Origin of the sequence: Mesorhizobium sp. NFR06, assembly GCF_900115245.1 — a bacterium.
In the GTDB taxonomy this organism is placed as follows: domain Bacteria; phylum Pseudomonadota; class Alphaproteobacteria; order Rhizobiales; family Rhizobiaceae; genus Mesorhizobium.
Genome location: NZ_FOVT01000023.1, coordinates 1 through 19274, shown reverse-complemented (window position 1 = coordinate 19274; position 19274 = coordinate 1). Strand labels below are relative to the sequence as shown.

The following is a 19274-nucleotide window of genomic DNA, read 5'->3' as shown; positions in this document are numbered from 1 at the left end:
AGCGCCGACTAGGCCGGCAAATCTTTGGGGCGTCTCGAGGTTCCCTTTTTACCACTGGTCCGACATCGATCCAGATGGCGTCTGGATTTTTCTCACGGTCGAAAGAGCGTTCGGCCGCCGGCTGTTCCCGCACCTTATGAGCATCGAATTAGCCGAAGCACACGGTAGTCCGCCGGCTCAAATGACAGGGAGAATGGCTGGGCCGATGGATCGGCTCTCTTTGAGTTGATCGCGTACCTTTCAAGACCCGGCGCAAAACACCTGGAGCAGGAAGAACTCGATCCTTTGATCCCGCGCCTACCGGGAGCAGGATAGTAGTGGTGCTTGGCAAGCCATGGGGCGCGGACGACCCAAAGCCCAAGTTTTCGCTCTCGCTTCGATCTGACGCCTCATGAACCGCAACTGACACATCCAAACAGTTAGCCAAGCCTGTAGCAGCCCCCTGCTACCAGCCCTGCAATTTTTCGTGCTAGCCAACGAACGAATAGCGGACCTCGCCGAAGTCGTGTAGCGTCAGAAAAGATATGGGACCCTGGCATGAAGCGCCGGGTGAATCTGGGAGGATTCATGGTCGAAATCATCTCTAAGCGGGATGGCCCGCGGCGTGAGGATGTTCAGGTCAAGCGGCTGATCGAACAGAACCGCTCGACCATTGTACGCCTTGCCGACCAGATCAGCGGCGGCAGCTATTCGTCATCCAGGAAACCGCGCCAGAAGCCGAAAGCGGAAGGGCTGATCATCCATGGCGGCGGCGGTTCACCAGTCGCCGCCGAGGCAGATCCATCCATCCGCGTCAGCATCAATGGCCGGGTGATCTCGGTGGACCGCAATACAGGCCGCCAACTCCACCATATCGGCGACATCCGGAACCGAGGCGGCGAACAGGTCTTTGTCCTGGCATCGAAACAGAATGGCTTCTTCTCGCCAGTCGATGAAACTGTCGCACAGGCCCTTGCCGACCTGGACGGGTGCCGGCTCACGGCCACCTACACCGAAGAACAGCTTGCCGCCGACATCGGAGTGAAACTCGGCATCGCCTAGCCTATCTTGCGAACGACCATTCGAGCGCAGTCCGACAGCATACAGAAATAGCATGCCCCCCAAAGGTTCTGTGATGACTGAATGAAACGCGGGATAGACACCAACCAGATGAAGACAGGTGCTCTTGCGGCGCGTGCGCCGATGGCCACCGGACAACTGGTGTTGGACACCGTCGACTATGACGAGCGCGCCACCATGCGCGCTTGGGAAAACTTTCTATCCGACGCGCCAAAATGCGCTCGCGATCCGGTCCAGGTCCGCTCGCTGATCCACGATTCCTGGTACCGCAGCGCCACTGGCGGCATCAACGCGCAGGGCGTCGAGGCCCCCCTCAACAGCAATCGCGACGAGATCGAATATCTGACCCGCGCCAACGCCGAGCTGCTTTCGGCGGCGCGGCGGCCGTTCGCCTCTCTTGGCCCGCTGCTGGAAGGGACGGGAGCGATGCTGGTGCTCGCCGACAGCGACGGTGTGCTGATCGAAGCCATCGGCGACAAGAAGACCTTGCATGACGGCATGGACATCCATCTCGCCATCGGCGGCAAATGGAATGAGGGCGCTGTCGGGACCAACGGCATCGGCACCGCGCTTTGGACCGGCGAGCCGATCTTTGTCCACGCGGCCGAACATTTTTGCGCTGGTATCAAAGGCTGGACCTGCGCCGGCGCGCCGATCCGCGACCCCTTGGATGGAAAGATCATCGGTGTCGTCGATCTGTCAGGCTATTCGCCGATCTTCCGCCCCCACAACACCGCACTTGTCGCCGCCACTGCCAGGCAGATTGAAAAGGCCTTGGCGGAGCAGCAGCAGGAACAGCGCACCCGGCTGCTCGAGGCCTTCATTTCCTCGGCACCCGGCTACCGCGGGAAAGACGGCTTGGTGATCGTCGATCACCGTGGCCGGGCGATCTTCTGCAACAACGTGCCCAATGGCGAGATCACCGAAATGACGGACGGCCCGATCGAGCCAGGCCGCGGTCGCTGGCTCATGAACCTGCCGGCATCAGGCTCGGACGGCGATCTCGCCAAGGCGCTTCCGGCGCATCTGCGGTCCTGCCACATCACGCCACTGAAGCTGGACGGCAATCTCAGCGGCGCGGCTCTGGTGTTCCCGGCCGCGCCGGTCGTTTCCGGCGCGGCGGTGATCAACCGGGAGGCGGACAAACAGTTGCAGGCAGCGACGTCGATGATCGTCGGCGAAAGCGAAAAGCTGCGGGCCGCCATCGATGTCGCCTGCCGCGTGGCGCGGTCGAGCGGCGTCACGTCGCTGCTGATAGAAGGCGAAACTGGCGTCGGCAAGGAGCTGTTTGCACGGCTTGTCCATGCCGGCAGCCGGCGCACGGACAATGACCCGTTCATCGCCATGAATTGCGGCGCCATCACCAAGGAGCTGTTCGGCAGCGAGTTGTTCGGTCACGTGGCCGGCGCCTTTACCGGCGCCTCGCGTGAAGGCAAGGCGGGCGTGTTCGAGCAGGCCAATGGCGGCGTGCTCAGCCTCGACGAGATCGGCGAGTTGCCGCTTGAGATCCAGCCATTCCTGTTGCGCGTGCTGGAAGAGCGTGTCGTCCACCGCATCGGCGACAGCAGAGGGCGGCCGGTGGACGTGCGCCTGGTCGCCTCGACCAATCGCGATCTCAAGCAGGAAGTCGCGGCCGGGCGCTTCCGCAGCGATCTCTATTACCGTATCGGCGCCGTCTCGATCCGTGTCCCCGCCCTGCGCGAGCGTGGCGAGGATGTCTTGTTGCTGGTCGAGCATTTCAACCGCCAGATCGCCGCGAAGGCCGGCAACGATCCACTGGAATTTTCAGGCCACGCGCTCGACGCGCTGCTTGCCTATCGCTGGCCGGGCAATGTGCGCGAGCTAAAAAACCTGATGGAGCGCCTGCATATCCTGGCGCGCAACAGCACCATCGACCTCCATGACCTCCCGTGGGAAATCACCGCCGGCAATCGAGACGACGCGACCGCACACAGCGATCATCCCGCGGCCATGCTCGAGGCGCCGGTCTGCACATTCGAGGATGCCGAACGCCAAGCGATCAGGAACGCGCTTGCCGCTGAGGGCGGGAATCTCAGCAGGGTCGCCCAGAGACTGGGCATCTCGCGGCCGACGCTCTACCGCAAGCTTGGCCAATACGGCATACGACGCGGCTTCGTCTGACATCTTGGCAAAGAGAAAACCCATGGCATCTGCGCCATGGGTTTGGGGACTGCTGACCTGCAGATCGAGCCGGCCGCAAGGGCCGTTGATCAGGCGGCCTGAGGCGCCGGTTCGCCCGCGCCGACCATGCCTGCGCGTAATGCGAGGCCCGCGGCGGCAGCACCCAGGCACGGCGCAACAATATAGAGCCAGAGCTGCGATAGCGCCGTCCCGCCGGCAAACAGCGCCGGGCCGAGCGAGCGGGCGGGATTGACCGAAGATCCGGACACCGCAATACCGGCCAGGTGAATCATGACGAGCGTCAACCCGATCGCGAGGCCCGCGAGGGGACCGGCGCCGCCTTCGGCGGTCGCACGAAGGATGACGACCAGGAACAGGAATGTGGCGACCGCCTCGAACAGGAACGCCGAGGTCGCCGAATAGGCCGACCAGCCGTTCTGGGCAAACCCGTTCGCCGCCACGTCATAGCCGCCGCCCTTGCCCTGCGCGATCACGTAGAGCACGGCCGACGCGATGATCGCACCCACGCATTGCGCGACGACGTAGCCGACCAGGTCGTTCGGCTTCATCCGGCCGGAGACGAAGAAGCCGAGGCTGACGGCGGGGTTGAGGTGGGCTCCTGAAATTGGCCCGATCGAATAGGCCATCGCAATTACCGACAGGCCGAATGCCATTGCCACGCCGAGCAGTCCGACCTCGGAGCGCATGAAGAGTACCGTCGCGCAGCCGAAGAAGACCAGCGCGAAGGTTCCGACGAATTCGCAGATGTACTTGTTCACTTCTTCCTCTCCAGATTTGTGTTGGCTGGGACCGGACGCCGCTTTCGCACGGCGTTCAGCCCAGAGTTGTTCAGGGAACGATGACGCCGCGGCCGGTGAAGCGCCGGTTCTTGAAGTCGTCGAGCGCGGTGTTGATGCTGGCGAGGTTGTACTCGGTGTAGTGCATCTTCACCTTGCCGTCGGCGTTCAGCTCCATCAGCTCGACAAGCTCGGTGAAATTACCGACCAGGCTGCCGCCGATGTTGATCTCCTCGATGACCAGATGGGCGGTCGGCACGTTGACCGCGCCGCCATAGCCGACGACGAACAACTGTCCGCCCTTGCGCACCATCTTCCAGCAGATGTTCTCGACACCGAGCTCGCCGACGAAGTCGATGACCACATGCGCGCCGCCGCCGGTGATCGCCTTGACCTCCTCGACGACATTCGGGCCGCCATCGAGCACGAAGTCGGCGCCGAGATCCTTGGCCAGCACACGCGCCGCCGGCTCGCGATCCACTGCGATGATCCGGCAGCCCGAAATCGCATGCAGTGATTGCAGCGCGATATGACCAAGCCCGCCGATGCCGAGCAGGACGCAATAGCTGCCGGGTCGCAGGAGTTTTGCGGCCCGCTTGGCGGCGCGGTAGGCGGTGATGCCGGCGTCGGCCAACGGCGCCACCTCAATCGGCGTGACGTTGGCGTTGAGCTTGATCAGCGAGCGCTCGCTGGTGATGAAGTATTCGGCGAAGCCGCCATTCATGCCAAGGCCGGGGAACTGGCCATTGTCGCAGTACATGTCCTCGCCATGACGGCAGTTGAGGCAGATGCCGCAGGAGCGGAACGGATGGCAGATCACGGCATCGCCACGCTTGACCGACCTGACGCCGCTGCCGACCTCCTCGACCCAGCCGGCATTTTCGTGACCCATGATGTAGGGCAAAAGACTGCCGTCGGGGTCCATGGTCGGCTTCCACACCCCTTCGATGATATGAAGGTCGGTGCGGCACAAGCCGGCGGCGCCGACGCGCACGATCACCTCATCCGGCGCGGTGATCGTCGGGGCGGCTACCTCCTCGATCTTCAGCTTCACGTTCATTTTCGGGTCGTATTCGTAGAGTCTGGCAGCTTTCATCGTCGTGTCCTTTCAACGTCGAAATCGTTCGGTGAATGCCGCGTCAGGCGCGGCCAAGCTTTTCCGCGCCCCCGCCGAGCGCCGGCCCGGCGGTCGGGTCCTCGTCCTCGGCAAGGTCGCCGATCAAGGTTTCGGTGGTCAGGATCAGCGTCGCCACGGACGCCGCGTTGGCGAGAGCCGTATAGGTGACGCGGACGGGGTCGATGATCCCGGCTTCGAACATGTTCTGGTAGCTGCCGGCGGATGCGTTGTAGCCATAGCCGCCGTTGATGCGCGTCACCTCGGCCACCACAGCCTCGGGATCGGCGCCGGCATTGGCAGCGATGCGCCATAGCGGACGTGTCAGCACCGAGCGGACCAGGCGCACGCCCTCCGCGACGTCGCCATTGACGCCGGCAGCCACTTTGTCGAGCAGAGGCGCGATCTGGGCAAGCGCGGAACCGCCGCCGGCGACCACGCCCTCCTCGCAAGCGGCGCGCACCGCATTCAGCGAATCCTCGATCAGTTGGATGGTCCGCTTCTGCTCGACCGGCGTGACGCCGCCGGCATAGAGGATGGCGGTGCCGCCGGAGAGCTTGGCGAGGCGCTCGCGCAGCTTGTCCTGCTCGATGTTCGGCGGCGCGGCCTCATACTGCCGCTGCACCTGGGCCCGGCGGGACTGGATCGCGGCAGGGTCGCCGCCGCCGCGAATGATCGAGGTGTAGGAGGAACTGGTCTTCACCCGGTCTGCGGTCCCGAGATCGTCGATCGTGATGTCCTCCAGCCGGCCGCCGAGGTCGCGAGCAATCACCCTGCCGCCGGTGATGATCGCCAGATCTTCCATCATCGCCTTGCGCCAATGGCCGTATTCCGGCGGATGGACGATGAGGTATTTGCCCGGCCCCTGCTTGCCGAGCAGCGTCACCACGACCTCCGGCGAAACTTCCTCGGACACGATCAGCAGCGGCCGCCCGGCCTCTTCGGCGATGCGACGCACGGTATCGAGGGCGCTGGGCTCCTTGATCTTGAGATCGGTCATCAGGATGAAGGGCCGTTCCAGCACGGCCTCCATCTTCTCCTGATCGGTGACCATGTGATGCGAGAGGTAGCCGCGGTCGAAAGACATGCCCTCGACCACGTCGAGCGTGGTCTCGGTGGTTACGCTGAAGTCGGTGGTGATGACGCCATCGGCCCCGACGCGCTCATGCGCCTCCGCCACCAGCGCCCCAAGCCTGGCGTCGGTCGCGGCGATGTTGGCTACCGAAGCGAGGATGCCGTTGCCCTTGGCAGGCTTGGCAGATGCCTTGAGGGCCGAGACCACCGCGCCCACGGCAAGCTCGATGCCCTTGCACAGATCGACGGATTTCGCGCCGCGCTCATTCGCCTCGACGCCGCCCTGGATGAGCGCGTTGGCGAGCACGATGGCGGTCGTCGTGCCATCGCCGGCGACCTCGTTGGTCTGCATCGACACTTCGCGGACGACCTGCGCTCCCATGTTCTCGAAGCGGTTATGGAGTTCGATCTCGGAAGCGATGCTGACGCCGTCGCGCGTCACCATCGGTGTCCCGATCGGCCGGTCGATCATGGCGTTCATGCCTTTGGGTCCTAGCGTCGGCTCGACGGCCGTCGCCAGCCGAAAGACGCCACGGGCAAGAGCACGACGGGCCTCGGAATTGTGAAGCATAATTTTTGGCATGACTCCTCCTTCCGCCTTACGGGCGGTTTGTTGGTTGGGGGCCTCGTGCGAAGGAGGCCGTTGCTTTCGGTTCGCTTAGGTGACCGGGGCGCTTCGCTCCGGCACGCGGTCCAGGATGAAATCGACCAGCGTCGGCTCGCCGTCGATCACGTCCAGTTCCTTGTATCTTGCCTGCTTGAGCCCACGGCAAAGCGCGCCGTTGAACTCCATGTTGATGCGCACGGAGCGCAGCTCGGCGAGATAGGCGTCGAGGGCCGCGGGTGGGATTTGCCGCCCCTCCCAGGTCGCGAAGACAGGATCGCCCCGCCTGCGTGACGGAAAGCGCTCGACAAGCGCTGCCCGGTATCTCGCCTTCTGGCTGGTCATCTCGCCGGACCCGAGACGGGCGGCGTCATAGGCGCCCAGGTCCATGCCGAGGATCTCGCGATCCGTCAGCCCTTGCCTCCTGAGGCCAAGCAGCACCGCTTCCTGGCGCCGCTTGAAGGCCTTCATGCTGAAGGTTTCGCGCAACGCGCCGATATCCTCATCTCCGGCAAGCCCGGCGAATATGTCGCCGAAATTCTTGCCCGCTTCGATGCCGCGATTGACCTCTTCCGCGAACATGTGGTCGTGCAGCTTGACGCGATAGGCGGGCGACCAGGAGAGCTGGTCGAGCGCCTTGCGCACGCCGTCGAGCATCAGGAAGGCGAAGTTGGGTGAGCACCAGTAGGTCGGCAGGCGGAAGTCGACCTCAACGCTGCCGTCGCCCGTGATCTCGGCCCGCTCGACGAAGCCCATCTCGGTGACCGGTTCGTCGAGTTCCGGGTCGCTGACCTCGCCGAGGCGCCGCCAGAGCTCCTTCTCGCGGCTACCGGAAACGCTGGCGGTTGCCATGGGCCTACTCCGCAGCGATGCTGAAGGGCGAGCTTGCCAGCGCCTTCTTCTTGGCTTCGATGTCGATGTTGTAGAGGCGCGCGGCATTGAGACCGAGGATCTTCTCCTTGGTCTCGGGTGTGAGATCGACTCCCCGCTCCTTCCTGATGTCTTCCGGCAGTTCGAAGGCCCACAGCCGCTCGACCAGCCAGCGCGGCGTCCAGATCGCGTAGTCGGAGCCGAAAAGGATCTTTTCCGGCCCGATCCAGAACAGCAGCTCGGCGATGACCTCGGCAAAGTAGCGTGGGCGCGAGTGGATGAAGGGAAGCGCCACTGCCAGGCCGCCATAGACGTTGGTTTCCTGCGTCGCGATCCAGCAGAAATCGTCGAGGCGCGGCAGCCCGCAATGCTCGACGATCCAGTTGAGGCCCTGGAAGTCCGTCGCCGCATGGTCGACGTCGTGCACGTCGAAGGCATCCTTGCTGAGCGGGATGATCGTCGGGCCCTTATGGACATGGATGTTCCTGATGCCCAGCTTGTCGCAAAGCTCGAAGCACCTGTAGGCGTCGGGATCGGTGAGCTTCCAGCCCTTGGAGGCGCCATTCCATTCGGCCGTGTACATCTTCACGCCCTTGATGTCGTAGGTCTCCTTCATGAAGTGGATGTATTCGAGCGCCTTCTCGCCATCGCGCGGATCGAAGGCGCCGTTGACGATGAAGCGCTCGGGATAGCGCTTGGCGACCTCGGCATTGCGCTCGATCGTGTTGAAGCCGTTCTTGTAGAAATCCCTTAGATAGGTCGACTGGACGATCGCCACGTCGTCCGGACCATCAATAAACAGGTCGCGGTAGAGATCGTCGGCGCTGTATTTCTCGAACTTGCCCTTCTCCCAGAGCTGTTCCTTCGGGCTCAGGCCCGTGTGATAAGCATAGAAGCAGTCGATGAACTGCTTGCCGTGGATGTTCTTCTGGTTTTCCGGACTGCCATCCCAGAAGTGGGTGTGGCCGTCGACCACGAAGATGTCCTTGCCTTCAGGTGTCCTGTACATTTCTTGCCTCCGCAGTCGTCATGTTGATGGGGCGTCGCGTTGATGGAGCCGGCGCGCCGCACCCAGGCAGCGCGCCGGGGGCTTCCTCAGATATATTCGAAGACCTCGTCCATGTTCCCGAACAGGATCACGGTGTTGTCGTCGATGCGCGCCATGCGGCCGTAGTGGGTGGAGGTGTTGACCTCGAAGATCTCGGCGGTCATTTCGCGGCCGAGATACTCGCTGATCTCGTCCATCTTGAAGATCAGCTTGCCGTTGCCGTCGATGCGGATCATGGCCGGCTGGTATGTGACGATGACCCCCGGCTTCTTGCCCATGAATTCGGCGATGGCGCGGGCCTCGACCGAGTCGTTCATGGTGACGCCGCACTGGTGCGAGATCGTCTGCTCGAAGGTGATGTCCTTCATCGACTTGAAGATGTTGGACTGCGAGGCGTCGCGTGCTGCTACTGACATGATAGTCTTCTCCCTGTTCAGCGCTTGAGGCCGAGTTCGCCGAGTATCTTGCCGATCCGTTCCTCGGATTGGGCGCGAACGTCGGTGAAGGAAACCGGCTTGGAATGCGGCATCGACCAGATCGGCTGGAGGCCGGTGGCTGCCTTGTCGGCGAGCGCCTCGTGCTTGTTCACCCAGCCCTGGAAGAGCTTCCTGTTCGCCGCGCCGTGCTTGTCGTCGTTGGCGAGCAGGTAGATCAGGTCGATGGTGTTGGCGAGGTTGCGCTCGTAGTCGGCTTCAGCCGCCGAAATCACCGGCGGCGTGATGAAGTCGTGGTTGGCCGCCGCCGCCTGCATGAGAAAGCCGGAGCGGAACAATTCGCCGACCAGCGGCTCGAACACGATGTTGATGGCGAAGTACTGCTCGAGATAGTCGGTCGTGCCCATGATGGTCTCGACCGCTTCGCGGGTGCCCTGCCAGACGCCGTCCTCGAGCCAGTGCTTCTTGCCGAGCTCGTCGTCCCAGCCGGCGATGTCCATGCCGATCTCGGCCAGATAGAGGGTGATGTCCTGGGCGAGCCTCAGCTTGTAGGAGGAGTTGGTCAGCGTTGCATTGTTGATCATCTGCGTGTAGCCGTAGCGCTGCGCCTGCATGAGCGACGTGCCGAGGCCGAACTCGGCATGCTTCCATGCCCCGAGATGCGCCTGCAGGAGCTTGGCCCAGACCTTGTCGAACGTCTTCGGCGCGCCGGCCCGGCGGGCATTGGTGATGACGCTCTGCACCATCGTCTCGATCTTCGACTGGCGCTGATAATGCGTGCGCTCCCATTCCTGGTCGGGGGCCCGGAACGCATGCCAGTTCGAGCTCTTGGCAGCCGTGTTGTCCTTGATGTAGGCGCCCTTGCCGTTCGAGAAGGAAATGATCCAGTCCTGGATCAGGTAGCGCTCGGGGTCGGGCTGCACGTCGACCGTGACATCCTCGTAATGGGTGGCGCGCTGACCTTTCGGATCGAAGTACCGATACTTGCGGCTGTCCGAATCGGCGAACACCGCAGCTCCCGCGGCTCCCGATCCTACTGAACTCGACGTTGCTACCATTGTCTTCACTCCCTTGTTGCAGTTGCTCTGAAGTCGTCGGCTCCGGCCCGCCTCAATGGGCCGGGGTGGCGTTGGACGATGTGGTGAACCGGTCGAAGAAGATGCGTTCGGTCTCGAAGCCGTTCATGAACAGGACGGGCTGCAGCGCATCGATCATTGGTGGCGGACCGCATGCGTAGACGTCTCCCTGCCCGTCGACCGCGAGCTGCTTGAGCTTGGCATCGACGCTCTGGTGCACGAAGCCGCGTTCGCCGTCCCAGGCCTCGCAGTTGACGTGCGACAGAACCGGGATGAAGTTCAGCTCCGGGTGTCGACCGGCGAGCTCGGCGATGCTGTCGAGATAGAACAGGTCGCTGGGCGTGCGCGCGCCATAGAAGAAATAGACGTCCCGCTTCTCGCCGCTCTTCAGGTGGTCGTTGAGGATCGACCAGACCGGCGACATGCCGGATCCGGCGCCGACCAGGATCAGGGGACCTTGCCGCTGCTCCCGCCGGAAACAGGTTCCGTAGGGCCCGACGACGGTAACCTCGGCTCCGACACGGATGCCGCCGGAATCGAGCTCTCCGGAGAACTTTCCTTCGGGATATTTCTTGATGATGAAGGAGAGCCTTTGGGTTTGGTCCGGCGTATTTGCCATGGAGAACGAGCGCGTAATCGTCTCCCCTTTTTGCGTGGTGACTGTGATGTCGACATATTGCCCAGCCCAGAATTTTATCGGCGAGCCGAGTTCGATCTCGATGCCGCGGATATCGTGGGTCAGATGCTCGAACTTCGAGATCCGGCCCTTGAACGTCTTCACCGCGATCGATTTCGCCAGAACCTCTTCGTCGTAGTTGAGGAGCTCGACCTGCATGTCGGAATAGGCGATCGACCGGCACAACAGGACGTGGCCGCTCTCCTTCTCCATGTCGTTGAGCGCGAAGGTCGAGTATTTCAGCATGTCGACTTCGCCTTCGAGCAGCACGCATTTGCAGGCCGAGCATTGCCCTTCCTTGCAGCCATGCGGCAGCGCAATGCCCTGGCGGAATGCCGCGTTCAGGACCGTTTCGCCGTGCTCGACCTCGAACTCGACGCCGACCGGCTCCAGCCGCACCGTGTGAGCACCAGTCATCGATAACCTCCCAATTCCTCTCCGTTCCCCGCCCCTATGGGCGGGAAGTGGCCTTCGTCCGGAATGTCGCGGGGGTCGGAACCCGGCCCCCGCGCACGGATGATCAGTTGAAGGGTGTGATGGTGAAGCCCGCCCGATACTCGGCCAGGTGCTTCTCGCGATCCGCCGGCGACATGCTGCGAAGCGCCTTGAGCGGCGATCCGAGAATGTTGCCGCGCACGTCGTCGAGCGTCCACTGTTCGTCGGCGCCGAAGCGCAGGTGCGGCTGCGGGATCAGCGTCTTGCCGTCGGAGCGGACGAAGTTGAGATCCTTGATCGCATCGGCGAGATCCCAGCCGTCATAGAGCGTTTCCCACTCGCGCTTGCCGCTGAAGCGGCCCATCGCGGGCGTCGGACGGCCCTGATACTCGTCGGCAAAGGCTTCGACGGCGGTCCAGCGGTCGAGCTCGTGGGCGAAGGTGTGCAGCTGCCCGTCGATCTCATCGACCACCATGTCCTCGCGGATCAGGCAAGGCACCAGGCAGGACCAGCAGCGGTGCGGATAGACGTAGCCGACATCGCTGTTGAACAGCAGCACCTTCTCACCCTTGTGGCTGAGCTTGGCGTACCATTTCCAGAAGTCACCGAACTCGGCGTACCAGCCCGGATATTTGTGCTCGAACCACTCGAAGTCCTTGTCGGTCTGGGCTTCGATGCGCCAGAAGTTGACCGGCCAACCGACTGCGAAGAACTGGCCGACCTTGTGGACGTAATTCTTCTTGGTGATGCGTTCCCAGGCTGCCTGGACATCGTCGTGATGGACCTTGATGCCGTATTTCTCGAGCGGCAGCATGTAGGTGCGGTAGTAGTCCTCGTAGATCCAGCGGTGCCACATTTCCGCGTAGGATTCCTTGTTCTTGTCGCGGTTGGTGGTGCCGTATTCGATGAAGGTGCCGATGGCGGCATCGACGATGGCGTGGTTCTGCCAGAAGGCGTAGCGCAGATCGCGCTCAAGCAGCAGATGGTTCTCAGGCTCCTTCAGCGCCGCCATCAGCAGCGAGTGACCATTGCCGATATGCCGGCTCTCGTCGGATTGCACCGACAGGAAGACGGTCGGCAGCGCGTAGTCGCCGTTGCGCGCGGCCTCCGAGGGCATGGCGACGAAGAGCGTATTGGTGAACGCCGTCTCGGCAACGACGGTCAGGTACATGCAAGCGGCCGTCATCGTGTCGCCGGTGATGAAGCCTTCGCCGAACTGGCGGCCGATGGTGGTCGCGTAGCACTTGCCGAAGGCTTCCTCGGTGATGTCGAAGCCCGCCGGGTCGATGTAGTTCTCCATGTACCACTTCTTCAGATTCATCTGGATGGTGGAGTGGCGGAACTCATCGACCATCTGCATGGTGAAGCCGGTCCTGAGGTCCTCGCCCGGCGCAAGCCGTGCCACCATCGCCATCGAGCGGGCGGCCGAGATCTCCGGGAAGGGAATGATGGCGAGAAAGAGCTTCATCCATTCCACCCAGCGCGGCTCGACATTGCGGAACATGTCGCCGCGCAGCGCTGCGTCGAGGGCGCCGTAGACGCGGTTGTCCTTCTCCTCCTGCATGGGGAAATAGGAGCGCAGCACCTGCTTCATCGGATCGCGCGGCGCCTTGGCGATCTTGTAGTCGGTTGGAAACGTCATCGCTTCCTGGACATAGGTCGGGTTCCAACCGAGGTCGGAAATCTTCTTGGTCGCCTCGCCCACGGAAATACCGCGCTGCGAGGTAATCTTGTTAAGTGTCAACGACGACATCGTCATAAGCCTCCACCAGGTTGAGCCATGGATCCCTCGATCCAGGGCATGAGACGGCACACAACGCCGCCAGTGAGTTTGCGAATGGCACGACAAAGGGTTGCGCCCTCAGGCGCGACACGGGGCCAAGCCATTCAAGTGGATCTCGGCAAAGGTTTTCCGGGAGGCTGCGGGAGCTGCGACACGCCAGTCGCTCTTTGCGATGGGCGTATCGAAGCGCGTATGCTGCTGCTTCCTCCGGTCCTTCGTTCTTTTGGCACCGCGTCGGAACGCGATGGGCTTCTTATGCAAATAGGTAAAGCAAGCGTCGTGCCAGTTTGAAATTGGAGCCTGCGATCAACGCTCGGCCGAAGATGCCCGTGGGTCTGTCCAGCGAACGTCCGGATAACTGTAACGATATTTTACAGTTGTATATTACATATGTAATATTTACACATTCATTGTGCAACGCAATATATTCTCTCGGCGAGCGGTGTACAAATAAATTAACCGACACCTATTCATTTCGATTATTTCGTACATTATTTGATGGCTGATCTCGAGCGAGAGCCCAACGACGAGAGAGATGATGCCGAGCAATGATGACAGCCCGGGTTTTTCCCAGTCCAAACAGTCGGACGACGTGACGGCCGAACTCGTCCGGCTCATGCCGCGCGATCTCGTCTTCGTCATGCGCTTCCTGGGCGAGAGTCAGCACCGGCTGCAAAGCCATTTCCAGGATTTCATAAGGGCCGAGCTTGCCGCCAGCGGCGTGACCACGCAGACGCATCCGATGATCCACCTGTTCATCGAGAGCCATGCGATCCTGTTGCGCGACTTCGTGTTTTCCGGCGTTTCGCTATCGCGTCAGTTTCGGATCGCCGAAATCGAGCGCCTTACCGGCGACACGACATCCATGATCCGCGTCGACATCTGGGACCAACTGAAGAACCATATCGAGACCGCCGAAAGGCAGTTCCAGTCACAAGTCGGCGGTCTGCCGGGATTGCTCTCGGCTTTCGAAAAGCCGGCGGAGGGAAAGTGATGGGCGGCGACTCCTGGAACAGAAGGGATGCCGGACTGGCCGCGCTGGTCACTCGCCGGTTGGCTCTTGTCGCCGACGTCTCGGCGCTCACCGCCGAAGCCTTGCGGTTCCATCAAAAGCTGTCCGGCACCGAGATGGAGGTGCTGCGCCTGCAGCTCGAAATCGGGAGACACGGCGGCAGCGCGCAACTGGTGCAGGATTTGCATGACGCTGAAGAGAGTGCCGCGGCAGCTAGGCAGGCATGCCTGAAGAGCGAGGACCGAATCGTGGCAATCGAGGGCGAGATCGCAGATGTCGACTGCGCGCTTGCGCAGGCAACGAGCGGCAGTGGTGGAGACAAGCCGTGAACCAACGAGCAATGCAAAACCTGACACCATTCGACCTGCTGGCACGAAGCTGGCGGCGCCCGGGAGCGGTTGCCGATGTGTGTTTCAGCGCCGACGGTTCTACGGTCGCATTCACGTCCGTGGACGGAACCGTCGCCCTCGGGCCGGTGGCTGATCAGGAGCCGCCGGAAGCTAGGATCAGGGTAAGCGGCGACCTCGGACAAACGACGATCCGACCGCGCCAGAAGCCCCCGGTTCCGCTGATCGCCACATCAGCGTTGGGAGATGGTGACGTGCCGATCACGAGCTATCTGCGTTCCGGCTTCCTCGTTGGTACGACGACCGGCCAGGCAGTCCACCTGGCGGCGGACGGGGAAGTGATGGAGACACCTATCAATATCGAGGGACCTATCGTCGCCATCGATCATAACGCTGAGATGGACACGACTGCACTCAGCAATGGACATGACGTCTTCCTGTCACGCGCCCACGCCGACGTGATGAAGCTGCCGCAAGCAGCGTCCTCGTCGACAAACGCAATTGCCTTCTCGCCGGACGGGAAACAGCTTGCCTTCGATTCCGGCGATGGAGTGTTGATCTGGACCGTCGACGGCGATCCGCTGCCGATACGCAATTTTTCCACGCCGGCAGGCTCGACGTCGCTCCGCTGGAGCGGTGACGGCTCATGGCTGGCATGCGGACTCGAGACCGGAGGCTTTGTCCTGGTCAGTCTGATTGACGGCCGATCGGGCATTGTCGGTGGATTTCCCTCGCCGGTCCGGACGGTGTGCTGGAGCCAGCCGCAGAACGCTCTGTTTGCATCGGGCGCGTTCCGTATCGCCGGCTGGTCGATGGCAGCCCCGCCGCTTCATGACCCAAGTTCCGGTGCGCTGGTGACAGGTCGCTCCGGGGTGATTCCCGTCGAGACGGTGACAGCGCACCCGCAGAGGAAAAACATTGCCGCCGGCTACGCCAATGGCCGTATCACTGTCGCCCAGATCGGATCGCGCGACGAACTTGTCGTGAAACCTGGTGGCAGTGCGATCACCGCGCTGGCCTGGTCCGGCGACGGGCAGCATCTGGCTGCGGGCATGGTGGATGGCACTGCTGCGATCATTACGCTCCCAGCGCTGCTTCTAAAATAACGGCGGCGAACCTCACGAAACAGGAGAATGGAATGCAAGCCGAACTCACAGCCGAGGAAAAGAGCAAGGACGACTTTTTCGAACGGCTCGCCAAATTATCGGAAGAGATGGTGGCCAAGCACGGCAAGGATTTCAGCATGGGCGCGCTGGTGCTCGCCGCTCGATGGATTGCCGAGAATAAAGCCGGCCCGCTGAAGACCAATTGACTGTCAAGGCGCCTTGACGGGGCCGCCCTCAAGAGACCGGCTATGGCAGCGCCGTCGATCTCGCCCCAGACGATCGTGCTGGTGGAGCAGAACCTCGCCGCGACGCTCGCGCTGGCGAGCCGGGTCTACATCATCAACAACGGCCATATCGTCCATGAGGGCCCGGCCGCTGAGCTCAAGGCGCAACCGGGACTGTTGCTGCATCATCTCGGCGTCCGAATCCGGTGCGTCGCAGGCAGAGGTGGTCTTCGCGTCAGCCCCGGTTAGACGAGGCAGGCGCGCTGATGCGACGTCGACCGGTGGAGACCTGCGTTCTGTTCCGCTCCCCCGTCATTTCAGGTGCGGGCTCGGTTATGTCGCCAACTACGACCGCGCGCACCCGCCCCAGCATTTCGGGAATGTCCCGGGCAGGCAGCGGCCGGCTGAGCAGGAAGCCCTGCGCCTCGGTGCAGCCTTCCCTTCGTACCCGCTCGAGCTGCTCGGCCGTCTCGATCCCTTCGGCTGTGGTCTGCATTCCAAGGCTGCTGCCAAGGCTCGTGACTGCCCGGATGATGGCTACGGAGCTGTCGACGTCATTGGCGTCCTTGATGAAGGACTGGTCGATCTTGATCTTGTCGAACGGGAACGAGCGCAGATAGCTCAAGCTCGAGTATCCGGTTCCGAAATCGTCCATCGCGATGTGCACGCCCAGCATGTGGATTTGTTGCAGCATCGCGAGCGTCGCCTGGGTGTTGGCCAGCAGCACAGTCTCGGTGATTTCAAGCTCGAGCTGGCTCGGGGGCAATCCCGAGACATCCAGTGCCTCGACGATCGCCGAGAGCAAGCGCGCGTTGCGAAACTGCGTCGGCGACAGATTGACGGCGACCTTGATGCCATCGGGCCAGCGTGCCGCGTCGAGACAGGCTTGCTTGATCACCCATTCGCCGATCGGGACGATCAGGCCGATCTCCTCGGCCAGGGGAATGAACTCGGCCGGGGAGACAATGCCGCGCGTCGGGTGATGCCAGCGCAGCAGCGCCTCGAAGCAGCTGACCTCGCCGCGGCCGAGATTGAGGAGCGGCTGGTAGTAGATCTCGAATTGCCCTCGTTCCAGCGCTTCGCGCAGATCGAGTTCGAGAAACCGCCGCGCCTGCATGCGGGCATCCATTTCCGGCTCGAAGAACCTATACGTCCTGCGCCCCTCGGCCTTTGCCCGATAGAGCGCCATGTCGCCGTTCTTGAGCAGCTGGTCGGCGTTCCTGCCATCGTTCGGCGCAATCGAGATGCCGACGCTGGCGCTGATCACAACCCCATGACCATCGACGACATAGGGCGCGCTCAGCGCATCGATGACCCGTTGCGCGAGGGCCGTGGCCTCGACCGGCTGAGCCGCCTCCCTTTGAATGATCACGAACTCGTCGCCGCTGAGCCTGGCCACTGTGTCGCCTTCACCGACGACCTGCGTCAGCCTGGCAGCGACCTCCTTCAGCAAGGCGTCGCCAACCGGATGCCCTAGCGTGTCGTTGACCGTCTTGAAATGATCGAGATCGAGGCAAAGGAAGGCGACCTTGCCACCCATGCGTTCCATCTCGACCAAAGTCTCCTCGGCGCGTTCGCGGAACAATATGCGGTTCGGAAGATCGGTAAGCGCATCGTGGCGCGCCATGTGGGAGATGCGGGCCTCACTGCGCCGCAAGTCGGTCACGTCGTGATGCGTGGCAAGCCACCCGCCGCCCGGCAGGGGCTGATGAATGAGGTCGATGGTGCGCCCGTCCCTGAGTTCCACCAGGCTCACGATACGCTCGGCGCGGTCAATGGTCGCCGAGAGCTCTTCCAGATACCTGTCCGGGTCCTGGCCTACATAAAGCCCCGCGGCGATCCGGAACCGCATCAGATCGACCCACTGCGACCCCGGTCGGGTCAGGGTCTCCGGCAGGTGATAGAGGTCGGCATAGGCCTGGTTGCAGAAAACCAGTCGCCGCTCGGCATCGAACATGCACAAGCCCACGGGCATGTTCGCGGCCGCGGCGGCCAGATGCTGCCGTTCCAGCTCGGCCTCGCGGGCTAAGGCGTCACTGCGCTCCAGACTGGCTCGGTAACCGGCAAAGGCCGAGAACAACACCCCAACCTCGTCCCGCCGATCCCTTGTAAGCGCAGCCAGGGTCGAGCCGCGCTCGCCCAGCGTCAACCGATGCATCGCCTCGCTCACGGCAAGGATCGGCTTGCTGACGTTGCGGCTTATCCAGATGACAAGCAGGCCAAGGCACAGGGCAGCAAAGACAATCGCTGCCCAGGTCAATCGCTGCGCGACGGTGTAGGTGCGATCGGCCATGGCCGCGGCAGCCGTGCTGCGCTGGTTGGTGAGCTCCAGCAGGCCATTCAGTCGCTGTGCGGCCGCGGCAACCGTTGGGAGCGAAACTGTCTCGAATTCTTTCGCGGCCGTCGCCCGCTCTCCATTGTCGAGGAGCGGAAATATCGATGCGAGGGAGTCCTGGTAGGCCGTCCAGAGGTTGACGAATTGATCGAATAGCTGCTGCTCGGCGGGCGATCCGGCGCTTCGGCGATAGGCGCGCCGGCCTTGGAGCATCTCTTCGCTTTCCCTCGCCATCTCCTTGTCGATGCCGACTGCCTGCCGGGCGTCGGTACCGCGCATGCGCAGTGTCGCGTTGAGCTGATGCCCCGCGAGATTTCGCTTCATCTCGCCAACGATCTGAACCTGCGGCAACCAAACGCCGGTGATCTCGCTGGTGACCTCGTTGAGTGATCGAAGTTGCGCGACACCAAACACCCCTAATGCAACGATGCACAGCAACGCGAGGCCAAAGCCCAGCGAGAGCTTTGTTCTGACACTGATATCCTTCAGTCGCTTCATATGAACGCCGATCTTACGAGACCAATCCTGTCCGCAAGCGCCAATTCCGTAAAGATGTTAGAGGTGCTTTTCTGTAGTATTGTCCCTGACGCCTTAATTCTGACTTAAGAAGACGCCGTTCCCAGTGCCGCTCCGGATTCCGCCGGAACAAATGTCGAGGAAGTGGCGATGTTGGCGAGCTTTGGACAGATTTTGTCCTTACCCACTCCAAATCGTCATATGCACGGCGGTGGCAAGACAGGAGAAACTTCCGCTGGTGAAGCAGTTCCTGGAACAGGCATTTGTTGGCATGAGTTTATAGATTGTCAAAGTCGCAGTGATCATCGCTGCAGAGCGTAAAAAACAATCGAGTAAGACGGTAGTGTGCTGAGAGTTCTGCAAATTCGCTGAGAGGGGGGCGCACGGCAGGCTGGCGATGCTCAAACGTCACCGATTCCCTGGAAGGAACGCCACCATGACCAAGACTGAAAGTAAGACCGCCAGCGCCGCCCTCAAAGACATTTTGCTTTCGGACCCGGATGGGCTGCACGAAGTGACTGCGCGGCAGTTAGAAAACCGTTGGCGTTTCAGATCGCCGCGGCGCCCGGCAACGGACGTTAACAACGCTGCCTGTCGGATCGGTTTGACGCAGCCCTGAATG

General features: G+C 62.2%; 17 protein-coding genes and 1 pseudogene. 8 read left to right on the top strand and 10 right to left on the bottom strand.

Annotation, left to right across the window (positions count from 1 at the left end):
- Positions 1-567 precede the first annotated feature (567 nt).
- Both F3H96_RS27585 and F3H96_RS27580 read left to right on the top strand, forming a co-directional pair.
- Positions 568-1041, top strand: coding sequence for a hypothetical protein (locus F3H96_RS27585; protein ID WP_149804822.1), 474 nt, complete (start codon positions 568-570; stop codon positions 1039-1041).
- Between the two features lie 81 nt (positions 1042-1122).
- On the top strand, positions 1123-3201 hold the full coding sequence (locus F3H96_RS27580) for a sigma-54-dependent Fis family transcriptional regulator (RefSeq protein ID WP_149804821.1): 2079 nt from the start codon (positions 1123-1125) through the stop codon (positions 3199-3201).
- Between the two features lie 89 nt (positions 3202-3290).
- Here F3H96_RS27580 and F3H96_RS27575 read toward each other — a convergent pair whose 3' ends face one another.
- The 9 genes from F3H96_RS27575 to F3H96_RS27535 form a co-directional block, all read right to left on the bottom strand.
- Complete coding sequence (locus tag F3H96_RS27575) at positions 3291-3980, bottom strand: MIP family channel protein (RefSeq protein ID WP_149804820.1); 690 nt, start codon at positions 3978-3980, stop codon at positions 3291-3293.
- A 70-nt stretch (positions 3981-4050) separates the two neighbouring features.
- Positions 4051-5094, bottom strand: coding sequence for an NAD(P)-dependent alcohol dehydrogenase (locus F3H96_RS27570; RefSeq protein ID WP_149804819.1), 1044 nt, complete (start codon positions 5092-5094; stop codon positions 4051-4053).
- Between the two features lie 43 nt (positions 5095-5137).
- Positions 5138-6769, bottom strand: coding sequence for a molecular chaperone GroEL (locus F3H96_RS27565; RefSeq protein ID WP_149804818.1), 1632 nt, complete (start codon positions 6767-6769; stop codon positions 5138-5140).
- A gap of 75 nt (positions 6770-6844) precedes the next feature.
- On the bottom strand, positions 6845-7642 hold the full coding sequence (locus F3H96_RS27560; RefSeq protein ID WP_149804817.1) for an iron-sulfur cluster assembly protein: 798 nt from the start codon (positions 7640-7642) through the stop codon (positions 6845-6847).
- A gap of 4 nt (positions 7643-7646) precedes the next feature.
- Positions 7647-8669: an amidohydrolase family protein gene (locus tag F3H96_RS27555; RefSeq protein WP_149804816.1), complete on the bottom strand. Its 1023-nt coding sequence runs from the start codon at positions 8667-8669 to the stop codon at positions 7647-7649.
- Positions 8670-8755: 86 nt separating this feature from the next.
- A complete protein-coding gene (locus F3H96_RS27550) occupies positions 8756-9124 on the bottom strand; it encodes an MmoB/DmpM family protein (RefSeq protein WP_149804815.1) in 369 nt (122 codons plus the stop codon).
- A 17-nt stretch (positions 9125-9141) separates the two neighbouring features.
- Positions 9142-10200 (bottom strand): aromatic/alkene monooxygenase hydroxylase subunit beta, encoded by a 1059-nt coding sequence (locus F3H96_RS27545; RefSeq protein ID WP_149804814.1) that lies wholly within the window; start codon positions 10198-10200, stop codon positions 9142-9144.
- A gap of 52 nt (positions 10201-10252) precedes the next feature.
- On the bottom strand, positions 10253-11311 hold the full coding sequence (locus F3H96_RS27540; RefSeq protein WP_149804813.1) for a 2Fe-2S iron-sulfur cluster binding domain-containing protein: 1059 nt from the start codon (positions 11309-11311) through the stop codon (positions 10253-10255).
- A gap of 103 nt (positions 11312-11414) precedes the next feature.
- Entirely contained in the window at positions 11415-13088 is a 1674-nt protein-coding gene (locus F3H96_RS27535) for an aromatic/alkene/methane monooxygenase hydroxylase/oxygenase subunit alpha (protein ID WP_210248180.1), read from the bottom strand.
- Between the two features lie 562 nt (positions 13089-13650).
- On the opposite strand from F3H96_RS27535, the gene F3H96_RS27530 reads away from it, so the two are divergent.
- The 5 genes and pseudogenes from F3H96_RS27530 to F3H96_RS27515 form a co-directional block, all read left to right on the top strand.
- On the top strand, positions 13651-14106 hold the full coding sequence (locus F3H96_RS27530; protein WP_244620172.1) for a hypothetical protein: 456 nt from the start codon (positions 13651-13653) through the stop codon (positions 14104-14106).
- Positions 14106-14453, top strand: a complete 348-nt coding sequence (locus F3H96_RS27525) for a hypothetical protein (protein WP_149804811.1) — start codon at positions 14106-14108, stop codon at positions 14451-14453. Before F3H96_RS27530 ends, F3H96_RS27525 begins: the two co-directional genes overlap by 1 nt.
- Positions 14450-15577, top strand: coding sequence for a WD40 repeat domain-containing protein (locus F3H96_RS27520; RefSeq protein WP_188131555.1), 1128 nt, complete (start codon positions 14450-14452; stop codon positions 15575-15577). The genes F3H96_RS27525 and F3H96_RS27520 overlap by 4 nt, the downstream gene beginning before the upstream one ends.
- Positions 15578-15609: 32 nt before the next feature.
- Entirely contained in the window at positions 15610-15783 is a 174-nt protein-coding gene (locus F3H96_RS30740) for a hypothetical protein (protein WP_188131554.1), read from the top strand.
- A 66-nt stretch (positions 15784-15849) separates the two neighbouring features.
- Positions 15850-16050, top strand: a pseudogene (locus F3H96_RS27515) (hypothetical protein); the annotation flags it as partial.
- Here the strand turns inward: F3H96_RS27515 and F3H96_RS27510 are convergent.
- Positions 16037-18634: an EAL domain-containing protein gene (locus F3H96_RS27510; RefSeq protein ID WP_149804810.1), complete on the bottom strand. Its 2598-nt coding sequence runs from the start codon at positions 18632-18634 to the stop codon at positions 16037-16039. The pseudogene F3H96_RS27515 and the gene F3H96_RS27510 overlap by 14 nt on opposite strands.
- Before the next feature lie 454 nt (positions 18635-19088).
- On the opposite strand from F3H96_RS27510, the gene F3H96_RS27505 reads away from it, so the two are divergent.
- Positions 19089-19271: a hypothetical protein gene (locus F3H96_RS27505; protein ID WP_149804809.1), complete on the top strand. Its 183-nt coding sequence runs from the start codon at positions 19089-19091 to the stop codon at positions 19269-19271.
- The last annotated feature ends 3 nt before the right edge of the window (positions 19272-19274 follow it).

Excerpts from the sequence above, each read along its gene's own strand:
- F3H96_RS27585 (WP_149804822.1), top strand. The coding sequence starts at position 568 with ATGGTCGAAATCATCTCTAAGCGGGATGGCCCGCGGCGTGAGGATGTT.
- F3H96_RS27580 (WP_149804821.1), top strand. The coding sequence starts at position 1,123 with ATGAAACGCGGGATAGACACCAACCAGATGAAGACAGGTGCTCTTGCG.
- F3H96_RS27570 (WP_149804819.1), bottom strand. The coding sequence starts at position 5,094 with ATGAAAGCTGCCAGACTCTACGAATACGACCCGAAAATGAACGTGAAG.
- F3H96_RS27565 (WP_149804818.1), bottom strand. The coding sequence starts at position 6,769 with ATGCCAAAAATTATGCTTCACAATTCCGAGGCCCGTCGTGCTCTTGCC.
- F3H96_RS27560 (WP_149804817.1), bottom strand. The coding sequence starts at position 7,642 with ATGGCAACCGCCAGCGTTTCCGGTAGCCGCGAGAAGGAGCTCTGGCGG.
- F3H96_RS27555 (WP_149804816.1), bottom strand. The coding sequence starts at position 8,669 with ATGTACAGGACACCTGAAGGCAAGGACATCTTCGTGGTCGACGGCCAC.
- F3H96_RS27550 (WP_149804815.1), bottom strand. The coding sequence starts at position 9,124 with ATGTCAGTAGCAGCACGCGACGCCTCGCAGTCCAACATCTTCAAGTCG.
- F3H96_RS27545 (WP_149804814.1), bottom strand. The coding sequence starts at position 10,200 with ATGGTAGCAACGTCGAGTTCAGTAGGATCGGGAGCCGCGGGAGCTGCG.
- F3H96_RS27540 (WP_149804813.1), bottom strand. The coding sequence starts at position 11,311 with ATGACTGGTGCTCACACGGTGCGGCTGGAGCCGGTCGGCGTCGAGTTC.
- F3H96_RS27535 (WP_210248180.1), bottom strand. The coding sequence starts at position 13,088 with ATGACGATGTCGTCGTTGACACTTAACAAGATTACCTCGCAGCGCGGT.
- F3H96_RS27530 (WP_244620172.1), top strand. The coding sequence starts at position 13,651 with ATGCCGAGCAATGATGACAGCCCGGGTTTTTCCCAGTCCAAACAGTCG.
- F3H96_RS27525 (WP_149804811.1), top strand. The coding sequence starts at position 14,106 with ATGGGCGGCGACTCCTGGAACAGAAGGGATGCCGGACTGGCCGCGCTG.
- F3H96_RS30740 (WP_188131554.1), top strand. The coding sequence starts at position 15,610 with ATGCAAGCCGAACTCACAGCCGAGGAAAAGAGCAAGGACGACTTTTTC.
- F3H96_RS27510 (WP_149804810.1), bottom strand. The coding sequence starts at position 18,634 with ATGAAGCGACTGAAGGATATCAGTGTCAGAACAAAGCTCTCGCTGGGC.
- F3H96_RS27505 (WP_149804809.1), top strand. The coding sequence starts at position 19,089 with ATGACCAAGACTGAAAGTAAGACCGCCAGCGCCGCCCTCAAAGACATT.